This window comes from Bradyrhizobium sp. 33ap4 (genome assembly GCF_032654765.1).
GTDB lineage: Bacteria > Pseudomonadota > Alphaproteobacteria > Rhizobiales > Xanthobacteraceae > Bradyrhizobium > Bradyrhizobium australafricanum.
Genome location: NZ_JAUMTJ010000002.1, coordinates 88,203 through 102,444, shown reverse-complemented (window position 1 = coordinate 102,444; position 14,242 = coordinate 88,203). Strand labels below are relative to the sequence as shown.

The following is a 14,242-nucleotide window of genomic DNA, read 5'->3' as shown; positions in this document are numbered from 1 at the left end:
CAGCATCAAAAGGCAAAGAATGATGCGCAGCAGCGTCCGCGACTGTCGAGACATCGGAGAAAATAGCGATGAGCGTGCTGGCGGCGCGTCTGATGGCGTCGCTAATTTTTCAGCCGCGGCGCCTGTCGCGTAACATTTGTTTCACTGCTCCGCCGGTTTGAACGGCTCAGTGGAGCTGATGAGTCATCTGCCGATCGCGCCTGCAAATCAGTACGCAATGTCGTGCATACCGTCATTTCGAACAGCACGACGACGTCGAACAAACGAATCTCTGCTGCGCCGGATCGAAGACAAAGCACGATTTTGATCCTGCCTTTCCATATAGAAAATAAAACCGCGCAGCTGACGTGATAAATCACCTCTCAGTCCTCAATTAGCGAAATTGCGCAATGACCAGACCAAAGGAACTTCGCTTCAACGCGTTCAACATGATGGCGCCGAGCCACAACTGGGCCGGTCTCTGGTCGCATCCGCGCGACACTTCACTCAACTACAACTCGCTCGACCATTGGGTCGACTACGCCAGAACCGCCGAACGCGGCCTGCTCGACGGCATCTTCCTCGCCGACGTCTTTGGTATCTATGACGTCTACGGCAGCAGTCCTGACACTGCGCTGCGTCACGCCGTTCAATTGCCGAACGCCGAGCCGACCCTGCTCGTCTCCGCCATGGCTTACGCAACGAAGCATCTCGGCTTCGGCATCACATCCAACCTCACCTACGAGCATCCCTACCAGTTCGCCCGCCGCTTCTCGACGCTCGATCATCTCACTCGCGGGCGGATCGGCTGGAACATCGTCACCGGCTATCTCGACAGCGGCGCCCGCGGAATGGGCCTTGAGGCCAACCGCGCGCATGATGAACGCTACGAGGCGGCCGAGGAGTTTCTCATTGCGAGCTATAAGCTATGGGAAGGCAGCTGGGAGGACGGCGCCGTTCGCCGTGACCGGACAGCGCGCGTGTTCACGGATCCGGCAAGGATCCACAATGTGCGGCACCAGGGACTTCATTACCAGGTCGACGGCATCCACCTCGCCGAACCCTCGCCACAACGCACACCGTTGCTGTATCAGGCGGGAACCTCGAAGCGCGGCCGCGCCTTCGCGGCGAGGCACGCGGAGGCGATCTTCCTCAACGGCCAGACCAGGCCCATTCTGGCCCGTGCCGTACGCGAGATCAGGGAAGCGGCCAAGGCGTTCGGACGAGATCTCTATGATATCCGCCTGTTCGCCGGCGCGACCGTGATCGTTGCCCCGACGCGCGCGGAGGCCAACGATCTGCTCGAGGAGTACGCAGGGTATGTCGATCAAGCCGGCCAGCTGGCTCTGCTCTCGGGCTGGACCGGCATCGACTTCTCGAACTATCGTCCCGATCAGGCGGTACAATATGTCGAGAGCAACGCGATCCAGTCGATGGTCGAGAATTTCACGTTGCGGAGCGAGCGGCCGGTCAAGGTCGGTGATCTCGCGACGCTGAGCCGGATCGGCGCACGCTCGCCATTCGTGGTCGGCTCACCCCAGGACGTGGCCGATGAGCTGATCGCCTGGGCCGACGAAACCGACGTCGACGGCTTCAACCTGTTCCGCCTCGTCGCGCCGGAATCACTGACGTCATTCGTCGACCTCGTCGTGCCGGAATTGCAGTCACGCGGAGTCTACAAGACAGCCTATCGCGAAGGCACGCTCCGCGAGAAGCTGTTCCCCGGACGCGGACCCTATCTTGACGCCACGCATCCCGGCGTCGGCTTCCGCCGCGCCTCGACGGCAGCGCGCACCGAAGCCGCCGAATAGATCGGCCTGGAAACCTCCTGGCGATGGGCGATCAACTCCCGTCACCAGGTTGCGATGTAGGTGCCCTTGAAGCGTTTCTCGAGGAATGCCTTGACCTCCTCGGAATGGTAGGCATCGATCAGCTGCTTGACCCAGGGCTTGTCCTTGTCCGCCTCGCGCACGGCAACGATGTTGACCCACGGGCCATCGGCCGCCTCGCGGGCAATTGCATCGGCGGCGGGATTGAGCCCGGCCTGAACCGCATAATTGTTGTTGATCGAGACCAGATCGACATCTTGCAGGGAACGCGGCAACTGCGCGGCATCAAGCTCGACGAAGCGCAGATGCTTCGGATTGTCAGTGATGTCGGCAATGGTCGACGCGACGTTGTTGGGGTCCCTGAGCTTGATCACGCCGTGCAGCGCAAGGATCATCAGGCCGCGCGCGCCATTGGAAGGATCGTTGGCGATCGCCACCCGCCCGCCATCCGGAAGATCGGCCAGCTTCTTGTATTTCAACGAGTAGACACCCTGCGGCGACGCAATCGTGTTGGCGACCTTGACGATCTTCCAGCCGGTCTTCGATATCTGGTTCTTCAAATAAGGCTCGTGCTGGAACGAATTGGCCGCGAGATCCCCGAGCGCGAGCGCCTGGTTCGGGATCACGTAGTCCGTGAATTCGACCACCCTGATGTCGAACCCATGGCCCGCAGCCACCTTCTTGACGACTTCGAGGATCTCGGCGTGTGGTCCGGCCGTGACGCCAACGCGGACCGTCTCGGCCCTCGCGGTGCCGACCAGGAGCGTTACCGCGGCAACCGCCGTCATCAGAATACGCATCATCATCCCTCAGCAATTGGAGCGGCAACTACCAGCCGGGCAGCACCGCGCCCTTGAACTTGGTCTGGACGAATTCCTTGATCTCGGGCGTGTGGTAGCTGTCGACCAGGATCTTGACCCACGGCTTGTCCTTGTCGGCGGAGCGAACCGCAATCAGATTGACGTATGGCCCTTTCGGATCCTCGCGCAGGATCGGATCCTTGACCGGATCGAGACCGGCCTGTGTCGCATAGTTGGTGTTGATGACCGCCGCATCGACATCGTCGAGCGCCCGGGGCGCCTGGGCTGCGTCGACCTCGACGAATTTCAGGTTTTTGGGATTGTCGGCGATGTCGATAACGGTCGGCTTGAAGCCGACGTCGCTCTTCAGCTTGATTGCGCCCTTGTCGCGCAGCAGAAGCAGCGCCCGGCCGCCATTGGTCGGATCATTGGGAATTGAGACCTTGGCTCCGTCAGGAACGTCGGCCCAGTTCTTGTGCTTGCGCGAATAGACGCCGATCGGAAAATTGACCGTCAGCCCCACCTGCTCGATCTTGTAGCCGCGATCGGCTTTCTGGTTGTCCAGATAAGGCTGGTTCTGAAACGAGTTGGCCTGGATGTCGCCGGCGTCGAGCGCCGCGTTCGGAACGACATAGTCGGAGAACTCGATAAGCTGAAGCTCGAGCCCGCTCTTCGCCGCGATCGGTTTCACGGCCTCAAGGATTTGTGCATGCGGCCCGGGCGTCACGCCGATCTTGATCGTTTCTGCCGCGGCGGCGGTCGACCAGATCGCAACAGCGCCTGCAAGAGCGAAAATGGATCGAAGCAACATCTTGGTCTCCATGGAACTGAACTCGCTATCAAGCTCATCGCTCGCGCCGGGGACGAAATCAATGAAATGAGAATCCAAATTTTTCCCGATGACGAGTCGCCGCTGCTGTGGCCGCGATGAAAAGAGAATGGAGCCGGCCGGGCATCTTGGCGCAGCGAGCGACTTATCTGCCGATGCCGGCGGCAACGCGTAGGCCAAAAATACTTTTCTCGCTGACTTCGCTTGCAGAGAAAATTGCACTCGTTCGGACGGCTTCTCCGCGATTGCCTCCGGCGCACCGATTGCACACAAATGGCAACAGATCGAACCGGCTAAGGACAACTTGCCATGCCCATCTTTGCCCGCCCCATCCCGCAAGCGCAGGCCGCATCATCGGCGGCTGCGATGTCGCGCCGTCTTGCTGTCGCCGCCATCGGGCTGCTTGCGATGACCTCGCTCGTTCGGCCTGCGGCCGCCGAGGAAATCCGGATCGGCTACCAGAAATCGTCGACGCTGACCGCTATCCTGAAGACCAACGGCGCGCTGGAGAAGGCGTTGGCGCCGCTCGGCATCACCGTGTCGTGGCACGAGTTCACCAGCGGCCTGCCGCTGCTCGAGGCCATCAATGTCGGCAGCATCGATTTCGGAGCCGACGTCGCCGACACCGTGCCGATCTTCGCCCAGGCCGCCGGCGCCAAGCTCGCTTACGTCGCCGAGGAAGCCGCTTCTCCATCGGCGCAGGCGATCCTGGTGCCCAAGGATTCCGCAATCAAAGCGCCGGCCGATCTCAAGGGCAAGAAGGTCGCGGTCACCAAGGGCGCGGGCAGCCACTTCCTGCTGCTAGCGGTACTTGCCAAGGCCGGACTGTCCTTCAAGGACATCACGCCGGCCTATCTGACGCCGGCCGATGGCCGCGCGGCATTCGTCAGCGGCAATGTCGACGCCTGGGTCGCCTGGGATCCGTTCCTCAGCAGCGCGCAACGCCAGTCCAGCGCGCGCATCCTGACCGACGGCAGCGGCGGGCTCGCCAACTACAAGCGTTACTATCTTGCCTCTGCCGCGATCGCCGAAAAGCGGGCCGATGCACTGAATGTCATCTTTGCCAGGTTGGTGGAAACCGGCACCTGGATCAAAGCCAATCCGAACGAGGCCGCGGCGCTGCTCGCCGGCCTGTGGGGCATCGACGCCGCCACGGTGGAGGAGGCCAACAGCCATCGCTCCTACAAGGTCGGCGTGGTCACCGCGGCCGGCCTTTCCGAGCAGCAGAAGATCGCCGATACCTTCACGGCGGAAGGTCTGCTGCCACGCAAGGTCGATACCGGCGACGTCAAGATCTGGGCACCGAAGGGATCGTGACGCCACCGCGCCTTTAGCGATGACGTAGGCGGCGGTTGACGCGGCGCGCCAGATAGTCGCCGGCGGTCTGCACGGTCTGAACCAGCGCGATCAAAACGACGACGACCGCCAGCATCATTTCGGGCATGAAGCGCTGATAGCCATAGCGAATGCCGAGGTCGCCGAGGCCGCCGCCTCCGACGGCCCCGACCATTGCGGAGTAGCCGAGCAGGCTGACCACCGCGAGTGTCAAGGCCAGCACCAGGCCCGGCAACGCCTCCGGGATCAAGACCTTGAACACGATCTGCAACGGGCTTGCACCGAACGAGGACGCCGTCTCGATCAGACCGGCATCGACCTCGCGGATCGCCGCCTCGACCAGACGGGCAATGAACGGCGTTGCCGCGATGGTGAGCGGCACGATTGCCGCGCCCGATCCGATCGAGGTGCCGGCAATCAGCCGCGTGAAAGGAATGATCGCAACCACCAGGATGATGAACGGCGTCGAGCGGGCCGCATTGACGATGACGCCGAGCACGCCATTGGCTGGCGGCGCGGCGAACAGCTCCCCTTTCCGGCTGGTCGCCAGGAAGACGCCGAGCGGAAGGCCCAGCGCGGTCGCAAGCAGCGCAGCCACCGAGACCATGAAAAGGCTCTCGCCCGTGGCCTGAACGATCAGGTTGATGAGTTCACGCGACATAGCCGAGACGCTCCACCAGAATGTCATGCTGAGAAAGATAAGCCAGGGCCTGCCTGGCCGTGGCTTCACCGCCGGGAATGCCAAGGATTAGCGAGCCCACGTGCTGGCCGCCGATCTCATCGATGCGGGCCGATAGCAGCGCCACGTCATGGGACAGTTCGCGCGAAAGCCGCGCCACGACGGTGTCGCCGGCTTCAGTACCGCGCACCTGCACGCGAAGGACCGTCTGCCCGCCGGCAACCGGCTGTGGCGAAAGGCGGCTCGCCAGCGAGACCGGAACACTGTCCCCGATCACCTCGGAAAGGAACGCCTGCGTGACCGGATGCTGGGGATGCGTGAAGATTTCCGCGACATGGCCGCGTTCGACGACCTGGCCGCCGTCGATCACCGCGACTTCCTTGGCGAGTTGGCGGACCACCGACATCTCGTGGGTGATCAACACGATCGTCACCCCGAGTTCACGATTGATGTTGGCCAGCAGCTCCAGAATCGCGCGCGTGGTCTGCGGATCGAGCGCCGACGTCGCCTCGTCGGACAGCAGCACATTCGGCCGAGTCGCCAGCGCGCGGGCGATGCCGATGCGCTGCTTCTGGCCGCCGGACAATTCCGAGGGATAACGATCGTATTTGTCGGCAATGCCGACGAGCTCGAGCAGCTCGGCTACACGGACGGCGATGTCGGCCGTGGACCAGCCGGCGATCTCGAGCGGCAAGGCGATATTGTCCGCCGCCGTCCGCGACGACAGCAAGTTGAAATGCTGGAAGATCATGCCGATCGAGCGCTGCGCCAGGCGCAGCTCGCGACCGGCAAGCGCCGAGATCTCGCTGTTATCGACGACGACGCGGCCGCTCGACGGCTTCTCAAGCCCGTTGATGAGGCGGACGAGGCTCGATTTGCCGGCGCCGGAGCGGCCGATCACGCCGGTGATCGAGCCGCGCGGGATCGCGAAGTCGATCGCCTGCAAGGCATGGACGCTCGGCTTGTCGCGATAGGCCGGATAGACCTTCGAGACGGCCTCGAAGCGGATCATGGCATCGCTCGCGCCTGATGCGAGCGGAATGGGCGGCAGCGGTGCAACAGGCTGCGCCGTCGTCAGGGATTGATGTACATTCATTCAGTCGGTCCAATTGGGAAATGGCTTCGGTCGCCGGGCGCAGCCCGGGCTCAATGACCAAAGAGCAGATAGCTGCGGTCGATGCCGCGGAGATCGCGCGTCTCGTCGGTCCAGCCGACCGCGCGGCGGTAGCTGCCCAACGCGGCAGTCTGCCGCAACGCGACCACGTCGGTCGGGCGAGGCTCCTCCGCATAAGGCGACACGTAAAGCGCGTCCTCGGGACAATACAGTTCGCAGAGGAAACAGGTCTGGCAATCGCCCTGACGGGCGATCACCGGAATCCCCTCCGTCTTGTCGAAGACATTGGTGGGGCAGACATTCACGCAGATGTCGCAGGACGTGCAGCGCTCGGCGTCGATCACCTCGATCATTCCGCGGCCTCTGCATAGCTGGCCTCGGCATGCGGCCGCACCGTGGTCCAGACCTCGTCCAAACCGCCGCTCGTCACGTAATGGCGTTGGCGGTCGTCTTGATCGGGATAGTCGTCGCGGCGATGCATGCCGCGGCTTTCGTTCCGCGCCAGCGCGCTGCGGTACATCCAGCGCGACGTCGCCAGCATGGCCGCGCTCTCGCGGGCGCGCAGCAGATCGTCCTTGCTCGCCGCATCGGCCGATGATGCATTGACCCACGCCGCATCCAGCCGCTCGAGGGCGCCTTCGAGACGCGAGGCATGCCGGAAGTAGTTCAGCTCAAACGGATAGACCTCGTCTTGGACCGCCTTTGTCAGCGTGGCGGGCTCAAACGCGCGACCCGCCTTGCTTCGGAACGCGACGGTACCGGCGGACGCCAGTCGTCGTTGACGTGCCGGGCCCAGCTGCCTTGCATAGCCGGCAGCGCCCCATCCGGCCCAGGTCCCCGATGACATCGCCCAGGCGGCATTGTGGCTGCCGCCGCCGGTGAAGCCGCCGCAGATCAATTCGCGCGTCGCTGCATCACCGGCGGCATAGAGTCCCGGCACGCTGGTGGCGCAGCTACCGTCGACAATGCGAAGGCCGCCGGTGCCGCGCACGGTGCCTTCGAGCCGCAAGGTGACGGGGAAACGCTCCCTGAAGGGATCGATGCCGGTGCGATCGAACGGCAGGAAGAAATTCGGCTGCGATGCGCGCATGTGACGCTGCACGTCGTCGTCGGCCTTGTCGAGGCGGGCATAGACCGGTCCCTGAAGCAGCGCGCGCGCAATCGCCGATCGCCCGCCCTTGGATGCCGCACCGGGAACGACGCTGCCGTCCTCGTAGCTGAAGGTCGCCCAGCCATAAAACAGCGTCTTGGTCACGGAGCCGAACGCCGGCGAGATCGCATAGGGATTCGAGAATTCCATGCTGCTGAATTCGGCCCCGACCTCCGCGGCCATCAGATAGCCGTCTCCGGTCAGCACATTCGATCCCAGCGTCTTGCTCAGGAACGCGCAGCCGCCGGTCGCCATGACGACAGCCTTGGCGCGCACGATCCAGCGATCGTGCTTCTGGCGGCGCACGCCGCTGGCTCCCGCAACCGAGCCGTCGTCATCCACCAGCAGTTCGAGCGCCGGACTGTGATCGAGAATGGTGACGCCGGCCTGCTTGGTGCGCTTGCGCATCAGGCGCATGTATTCCGGCCCCTGCAGCGAGTTGCGCTGCGATGTGCCGCTGTCGTCGACCGGGTAAGGGTAACCCCAGGCGGCCAGACGATTGCTGTCCTCGTAGGTCTGGTCGAGCACGCGCGCCATCCAGCGGCGATCCTGCAGGTGCCCGCCCATCTTTTCGCGATTGGCCATTGCGGCCTTGCGCAGCGCCGGATTGGGATCGACATACCAGACGCCGGTGCCGGCAGCCGCGGTGGCACCCGACGTGCCGCAAAATCCCTTGTCGGCGAGCACGACGCGTGCGCCGCACTCGGCTGCGCTCACCGCAGCCCACGTGCCTGCCGGTCCGCCGCCGATCACCAGCACGTCGGCGTCGAATTCGACCGAACCGCCTGGCGCGGTTCGCTGTTCGGCGCGTCGCTCGTGGACTGTCATGGTTCAGTTCTCCGGGAGGCACCGATTGCTTGCAACGCGCCGCAACAGCATCGTTACGCGCGCAGGCTGCCCTGGCAATTTCAGATATTTGCGCAGACTTGGACGAAGCTTCCCCTGCCGCGGCACGTGGCAGAATATTCATGCGGCGGCGGAGGGGATGTTCCGCTCATCGCAGAAGATCGACACCGGATTTGTTCGCAGATCGCGCAGCGGAGACGGAAATTTCTTTTTGCATGCACGCGCCGGCCGTTCGTTTTCATGTGGCCTGACAGGCGATACCTCGTGAGTCGTCTCACCTCAATGCGGGGCAGCCATGTCCGATCGTCAGCTTCATCTCAATGTCAATCTGCTGCACTCCGGCGTCTATGCGTCGGCGTGGCGGCTGCCCGAAAGCGATCCTCGCGCCTGCTTCGACGTCGGCCATTATGTGCGCGTGGCTGAGATCGCCGAGCGCGGCAAGCTCGATGCGATCTTCCTTGCCGACACACCGGCGATCACCGACCGCATCGACTACCGCTCCTTCATGTCGATGGAACCGACGATCGTGCTGGCATCGGTGGCCGCGGCGACCAGCCATATCGGGCTGATCGCGACCGCCTCGACCACCTACAACGAGCCGTACAACATCGCGCGCCGCTTCGCGACCCTGGATCTCGCGAGCGGCGGCCGCGCCGGCTGGAATGCGGTGACCACTGCCGACGCGTCGGCCAGCCGCAATTTTGGCCTCAGCAACGTGCTGGAGCACAAGGCCCGCTACGAGCGCGCCAAGGAGTTCGCCGAGGTCGTCCATGCGCTGTGGGACAGTTGGGAGGACGACGCCTTTGTCGGCGACAAGTCCTCGGCGCGATTTGTCGATACGTCGAAGGTTCATCCGATCGCGCATCGCGGCGCCCATTACGCCGTGGCCGGTCCGCTTAACGTGCCGCGTTCGCCGCAGGGCCGCCCGGTCACCGTGCAGGCCGGTGGCTCGCACGACGGCCGTGATCTCGCTGCCGCGCAGGCCGAAGCTGTGTTCACGCTGGCGCAGACGATCGAGGAAGGCGTCGCCTATGCGCGCGATCTGCGCGCCCGCGCCGCGACCTACGGCCGCGCCGGCGACTCCATCGTCATCCTGCCGGGCCTTGCCACAGTGATCGGCAGCACCGAAACCGAGGCGAGACGGCGGCAGGATGAGCTGTGGGAGCTGGTTCCGATCGAGTACAGCCTGGCGCGTCTCGCGGGCACATTGCAGGTCGATCCTGCGATCCTTGAGCTCGACAAGCCACTACCCGATCCGCTGCCGCTGCCGGCCAACGCCAACCACACCATGTTCCAGGGCACGGTGAACCTTGCGCGCCGCGGTGACCTCACCGTCCGGCAGTTGTTGCGCGCGCTCGGCGGCGGGGTCGGACACCGCATCATCGTCGGCACGCCCGAGCAGATCGCCAACGACATCGAGGCCTGGTTCAAGGCCGGCGCGGCCGACGGATTCAATCTGATGCCGGACGTGCTGCCGACCGGGCTCGAGGTCTTCGTCGACAACGTGGTGCCGATCCTGCAGCGCCGCGGTCTGTTCCGAACCGATTACGCCGGCACCACCTTGCGTGAGCATTTTGGCCTGCCTCGGTCGATCAGCCGCTTTGCGCGTCAGACGGAAGCCGCCGCAACCGCGTGACGCAGTTACCGCGAGCTCGCCAGCAGTGGTGGGGTGTCATTCGCAGCAGATGACGCTGCGCGGACGCGCGGGATGATCTCCTTCGCAAAGCGCTCCATCTCGGCCTCGAAAGGCTGGAACTGCAGCATGAACAACTCGATGCCTGCGGCATGGAACGCCCCGACTCGGGCGGCCACGTCATCATAGCTGCCGACCAGCCCGGCAGCGGTGCCGCCGTTGCTGCCGATCCGCTCCGACTTCTGCATGGTCTGCATCATCACGACCTTCGGGTCGGTGTTCTGTCGCTGGATCACCTTTATCGAGGCGTCCTTCCGCGACAGCTCAAGCAGCCGCTCATAGGCGGCCTGGGCCTCGGCCTGCGTCTGGCGCGCGATGACGAAGGCGGACAGCCCGAAGCGAAGCGGCACCGACGTCCGCGGCCGCGCCGCCACGTCGGCAATGAGGCCCGCGACATCCTCTAGCGGCTGACCATTGATGAACCAGACGTCGCCGTGGTCGGCGACCAAAGCGCGCGCCGGCTCGGATTCGCCGCCGACATAGATCAATGGTCGCGGTCGGTAGAGGCTCGTCGGCCGCAACAGATAATCGCGGACGTCGAAATGCTCGCCCTTGTAGGTCAACCGCTCGCCCTGCATCAGGCGCGAGACAATCGTGATCCACTCGCGGCCATAGGCGTAACGGGCATCGTGCTCGGCAAAGCCGATGCCGGCCTTGTCGAGTTCGGGCCGGTTCCAGGCATTGACCAGGTTGATCGCGAAGCGTCCGCGGCTGATGTTCTCGATCCCGAGCGCGAGCTTGGCGAGAACCACCGGATGATAGAGATAGGGCTTGATGGCCGCGATGATCTCGATCCGGCTGGTCAATGCCGCAACGGCCGCCGCCGCGCTCCAGGCCTCGAGCTGATCGAAATCCTCCCGATGCGGATTGATGGTGTGCTGCGCGATCAGCGTGGAATCGTAGCCCAGTGTCTCGGCGGCAAGCACGAGGTCGCGATTGCGCTCCCACGATGCGTCATACGGCTCCTCCGGATCTTGATAGGCCGCGCGCGAACCATGGACCAGCGCCCAGATGCCAAAGCGAAGCGGTCGTGTCGACATGCCGTCTCTCCGATTTCCCTGACGTTACGTCGGCGTGTTTTCAAAGAAGCACGGCGACAGATCAAGCAGCTGCGCATCAAAAGATTTTCCTTGCCGCGCCGCGCGCGCCGATAAACCAGAAAACTCCGGACGCAGCGACAATTGGAATACGGCTCTATTTCTGTTCGAGAAAATTCGTGGGACAGTTTGCGCGACATGAACAACGCCTTCTTTCGTGCGGCGACGCGCCGTTCATCGAGAGAACGGCGAACCATGCCGCGCGCGATCAATGATGCTCGCGCGCAAGGTTAGACGAGGACAGAACAGACTTGAGCAACCTCGAACAGGCTGCGTCATCGATCGCGTTTGATTCAACGCCGCGCAGCGTTCAAACGGCATCGCCGTCCCGGAAGCCACGAGTAGAGATCGGCCGGCGCGGCATGCTGCTGCTGTCGTGGCTCGCCCCGGTCATGCTTCTGATCGTCTGGGAATTGCTGGCGCAGGCCGGCTGGCTCTCGCCGCAGGTGCTGCCGGCACCGAGCAAGGTCGTCCGGACGGCATTCAAGCTGGCGACGTCCGGAAGCCTGCTGAACGATCTCGGCGTCAGCCTGCTGCGCGCAACGGCCGGTTTTGCGATCGGCGGCAGCGTCGGATTCGCGCTCGGCATCCTCGTGGGCTTCTCGCGGATCGCGGAGGCTGCCATCGACCGCAGCATCCAGATGATCCGCGCGATCCCGTTTCTCGCCGCGCTACCGCTGGTGATCGTCTGGCTCGGCGTCGGCGAAGCCCAGAAGATCTTCCTGGTCGCGCTCGGCGTCGCCTTCCCGATCTACATCAACACCACGCTGGGCATCCGGCAGGTCGACCCGAAGTTGCTCGAGCTCGGCCGCGTCCAGGGCCTCGGGACACTCGAGCTGATCCGGCGCGTCATCCTGCCCGGCGCCCTGCCATCGATCCTGACCGGTGTGCGCTATGCGCTGGCGACCGCGTGGCTGGCGCTGGTGGTCGCGGAGACCATCGGCGCCCAGTCCGGCATCGGCTTTCTCGCCATGGATGCGCGCGAGTTCCTGCGCACCGACGTGATCGTGCTGACGATCGTGATCTATGCGCTGATCGGCGTCGCCGCCGACGGCATCGCGCGCGCCCTGGAGCGGCGGCTATTGGCCTGGCATCCGAACTATGGAAGCGCGCGATGACGCTGCACGCCGTGCCCTCACCGGCCGCGATTGCGCCGGCCGTCGTGGTGACCGGACTGCATCGCGCCTATGGCAGCCGCGTGGTGATCGAGAACCTCAACCTGCGCATCGAGCGCGGCGAGTTCGTCGTCCTGCTCGGCGAAAGCGGCTGCGGCAAGACCACGCTGCTGCGGGCGCTGGCCGGCCTCGATGCGATCGACGGCGGGCGCATCACGGCACCGCGGCGGCCGGCCGTCGTTTTCCAGGAGCACCGACTGCTGCCGTGGGACAGTCTGTGGCGCAACGTCTCGCTCGGCCTCAATGCGAGCGACGCCCGTCAGCGCGCCGCCACCGCGCTCACCGAGGTCGGACTCGGCGGCCGTCTCGATGACTGGCCGCGCAACCTCTCGGGCGGACAGGCGCAGCGCGTGGCGCTGGCGCGCGCGCTGGTGCAGGAACCCGAGTTGCTCTTGCTCGACGAGCCGTTCGCAGCGCTCGATGCGCTGACTCGCATTCGCATGCACGATCTGGTGCGCGAGCTGGTCGCCGTCCATCGCCCCGGCGTGCTCCTGGTCACCCACGACGTCGACGAGGCGATCGCGCTCGCCGACCGCATCCTGGTGATGCGCGAGGGCCGGATCGCGTTCGAGCATCCCATGAAACGTAACGGCGCAGCGCCGATCGCCCGCACCGACCTGCTGGCGGAGCTCGGCGTCGACACCTCTCACTCCATTCCTGCCTGAGGACCACTCAATGTCTATCCCCCGGTTCACCAACCCCACCCGTCGCAGCTTCCTTGGCGGCGCCGCCTTCGGCATCGGCGCGCTTGCCGGCTTTGACCTGTCCGAGCCGGCGCATGCGGCGACCGGCCGCGTCACCGACACGGTGCGTCTGACCTGGGGTTTGAGCGGCCTCAATCTGATCGCCAAGGAGCGCGGCGAGTTCGAGAAGCTGCTGGCCAGGGACGGCATCAAGGTCGAGTGGCTCGGGCCGTTCCCCAATCATGCGCCGACGCTGCAGGCTGTGACCGGCGGTAGCGCCGATTTCAGCTTCGGCGGCAGCACGACGCCGGCACTCGCCGCGATCATCGCCGGCTCGCCGCTGGTATTCACCCAATTCGTGGTCTACGAGCCGCGCACCACGGCGATCATCGCGCGGGATGACTCTGGCATAAACAAGGTCGAGGATCTCGTCGGCAAGTCGGTGGCGGTGAACCGTTCGGGTCTCGGCGAATTCCTGCTGGTTGCCGCGCTCGAGAAGCACAAGGTCGACCGCTCCAAGGTGACGTTCGTCTATCTCAACCCGCCGGACGCAGCGCCGGCGCTGGCCTCCGGGAAGGTCGACGCCTGGTCGATGTGGAGCCCGGGCGTCGATATCGCGCGGCTCGAATACAAGGCGCACGACATCTTCCTGGAAGGTCGCGATCTCGAGTTCCAGATCGACTACACGTCCTACCTGACCACCCGAAAATTTGCGACCGACAATCCTGCGCTGGTCCGGGCCGTCAACGACGCCTTCCGCGCCGAAGGCAAGTGGATCTCCGCGAACAGCAAGGATGCCGAATACATCGCGCAGAAGGCCGGCAAGTACAGCGTCCAGGTCCGCGACCAGTTCATCGCGCTGAACCGGCAGTATCGCTACTTCGCCGCCAACGACGAAAACTTCCTCGCCGAGCTGCAAAGGGCCGCCGACTGGCTGGTCGCGCGCAAGGTGCTCCCGGAGCCGATCAAAGTCACCGACCACCTGGCCCAGCTCTGATCAGTAGCAGTCATATCAATCAACGCCATTTGGGTG

The 14,242-nt window shown here is 64.4% G+C and carries 13 protein-coding genes; 6 read left to right on the top strand and 7 right to left on the bottom strand.

Features of this window, described 5'->3' with window-relative positions:
• Positions 1-389: 389 nt before the first annotated feature.
• On the top strand, positions 390-1,790 hold the full coding sequence (locus tag Q2M23_RS02090) for an LLM class flavin-dependent oxidoreductase (protein WP_316393972.1): 1,401 nt from the start codon (positions 390-392) through the stop codon (positions 1,788-1,790).
• Between the two features lie 41 nt (positions 1,791-1,831).
• Here Q2M23_RS02090 and Q2M23_RS02085 read toward each other — a convergent pair whose 3' ends face one another.
• Positions 1,832-2,608 carry a MetQ/NlpA family ABC transporter substrate-binding protein gene (locus tag Q2M23_RS02085; RefSeq protein WP_253590577.1) on the bottom strand — a complete coding sequence of 259 codons (777 nt, stop codon included), beginning with the start codon at positions 2,606-2,608 and terminating at the stop codon, positions 1,832-1,834.
• A gap of 28 nt (positions 2,609-2,636) precedes the next feature.
• Positions 2,637-3,431: a MetQ/NlpA family ABC transporter substrate-binding protein gene (locus tag Q2M23_RS02080; protein WP_057017483.1), complete on the bottom strand. Its 795-nt coding sequence runs from the start codon at positions 3,429-3,431 to the stop codon at positions 2,637-2,639.
• Positions 3,432-3,803: 372 nt separating this feature from the next.
• Between Q2M23_RS02080 and Q2M23_RS02075 the strand changes: the two genes are divergently transcribed.
• Complete coding sequence (locus Q2M23_RS02075; RefSeq protein ID WP_199805249.1) at positions 3,804-4,754, top strand: aliphatic sulfonate ABC transporter substrate-binding protein; 951 nt, start codon at positions 3,804-3,806, stop codon at positions 4,752-4,754.
• Between the two features lie 13 nt (positions 4,755-4,767).
• On the opposite strand, the gene Q2M23_RS02070 is transcribed toward Q2M23_RS02075, so the two are convergent.
• The 4 genes from Q2M23_RS02070 to Q2M23_RS02055 are packed head-to-tail and all read right to left on the bottom strand — an operon-like array spanning position 4,768 to position 8,543.
• Complete coding sequence (locus Q2M23_RS02070; RefSeq protein ID WP_316393968.1) at positions 4,768-5,433, bottom strand: methionine ABC transporter permease; 666 nt, start codon at positions 5,431-5,433, stop codon at positions 4,768-4,770.
• Complete coding sequence (locus tag Q2M23_RS02065) at positions 5,423-6,547, bottom strand: methionine ABC transporter ATP-binding protein (protein ID WP_316393966.1); 1,125 nt, start codon at positions 6,545-6,547, stop codon at positions 5,423-5,425. The genes Q2M23_RS02070 and Q2M23_RS02065 overlap by 11 nt, the downstream gene beginning before the upstream one ends.
• Positions 6,548-6,597: 50 nt before the next feature.
• Positions 6,598-6,918, bottom strand: coding sequence for a ferredoxin family protein (locus tag Q2M23_RS02060; protein ID WP_016840109.1), 321 nt, complete (start codon positions 6,916-6,918; stop codon positions 6,598-6,600).
• Positions 6,915-8,543, bottom strand: coding sequence for an FAD-binding protein (locus Q2M23_RS02055; protein WP_316393962.1), 1,629 nt, complete (start codon positions 8,541-8,543; stop codon positions 6,915-6,917). The genes Q2M23_RS02060 and Q2M23_RS02055 overlap by 4 nt, the downstream gene beginning before the upstream one ends.
• A 313-nt stretch (positions 8,544-8,856) precedes the next feature.
• Here Q2M23_RS02055 and Q2M23_RS02050 point away from each other — a divergent pair, with 313 nt between their 5' ends.
• On the top strand, positions 8,857-10,197 hold the full coding sequence (locus Q2M23_RS02050; RefSeq protein ID WP_316393960.1) for an LLM class flavin-dependent oxidoreductase: 1,341 nt from the start codon (positions 8,857-8,859) through the stop codon (positions 10,195-10,197).
• Between the two features lie 5 nt (positions 10,198-10,202).
• On the opposite strand, the gene Q2M23_RS02045 is transcribed toward Q2M23_RS02050, so the two are convergent.
• Positions 10,203-11,294, bottom strand: coding sequence for an LLM class flavin-dependent oxidoreductase (locus tag Q2M23_RS02045; protein ID WP_076826953.1), 1,092 nt, complete (start codon positions 11,292-11,294; stop codon positions 10,203-10,205).
• Between the two features lie 419 nt (positions 11,295-11,713).
• On the opposite strand from Q2M23_RS02045, the gene Q2M23_RS02040 reads away from it, so the two are divergent.
• From Q2M23_RS02040 to Q2M23_RS02030, 3 genes are read left to right on the top strand one after another with little or no spacing between them, the layout of a single operon-like run.
• Positions 11,714-12,469, top strand: coding sequence for an ABC transporter permease subunit (locus Q2M23_RS02040; protein ID WP_316394121.1), 756 nt, complete (start codon positions 11,714-11,716; stop codon positions 12,467-12,469).
• Positions 12,466-13,191 carry an ABC transporter ATP-binding protein gene (locus Q2M23_RS02035; protein WP_316393958.1) on the top strand — a complete coding sequence of 242 codons (726 nt, stop codon included), beginning with the start codon at positions 12,466-12,468 and terminating at the stop codon, positions 13,189-13,191. Before Q2M23_RS02040 ends, Q2M23_RS02035 begins: the two co-directional genes overlap by 4 nt.
• A gap of 10 nt (positions 13,192-13,201) precedes the next feature.
• On the top strand, positions 13,202-14,206 hold the full coding sequence (locus Q2M23_RS02030; protein ID WP_316393956.1) for an NrtA/SsuA/CpmA family ABC transporter substrate-binding protein: 1,005 nt from the start codon (positions 13,202-13,204) through the stop codon (positions 14,204-14,206).
• The last annotated feature ends 36 nt before the right edge of the window (positions 14,207-14,242 follow it).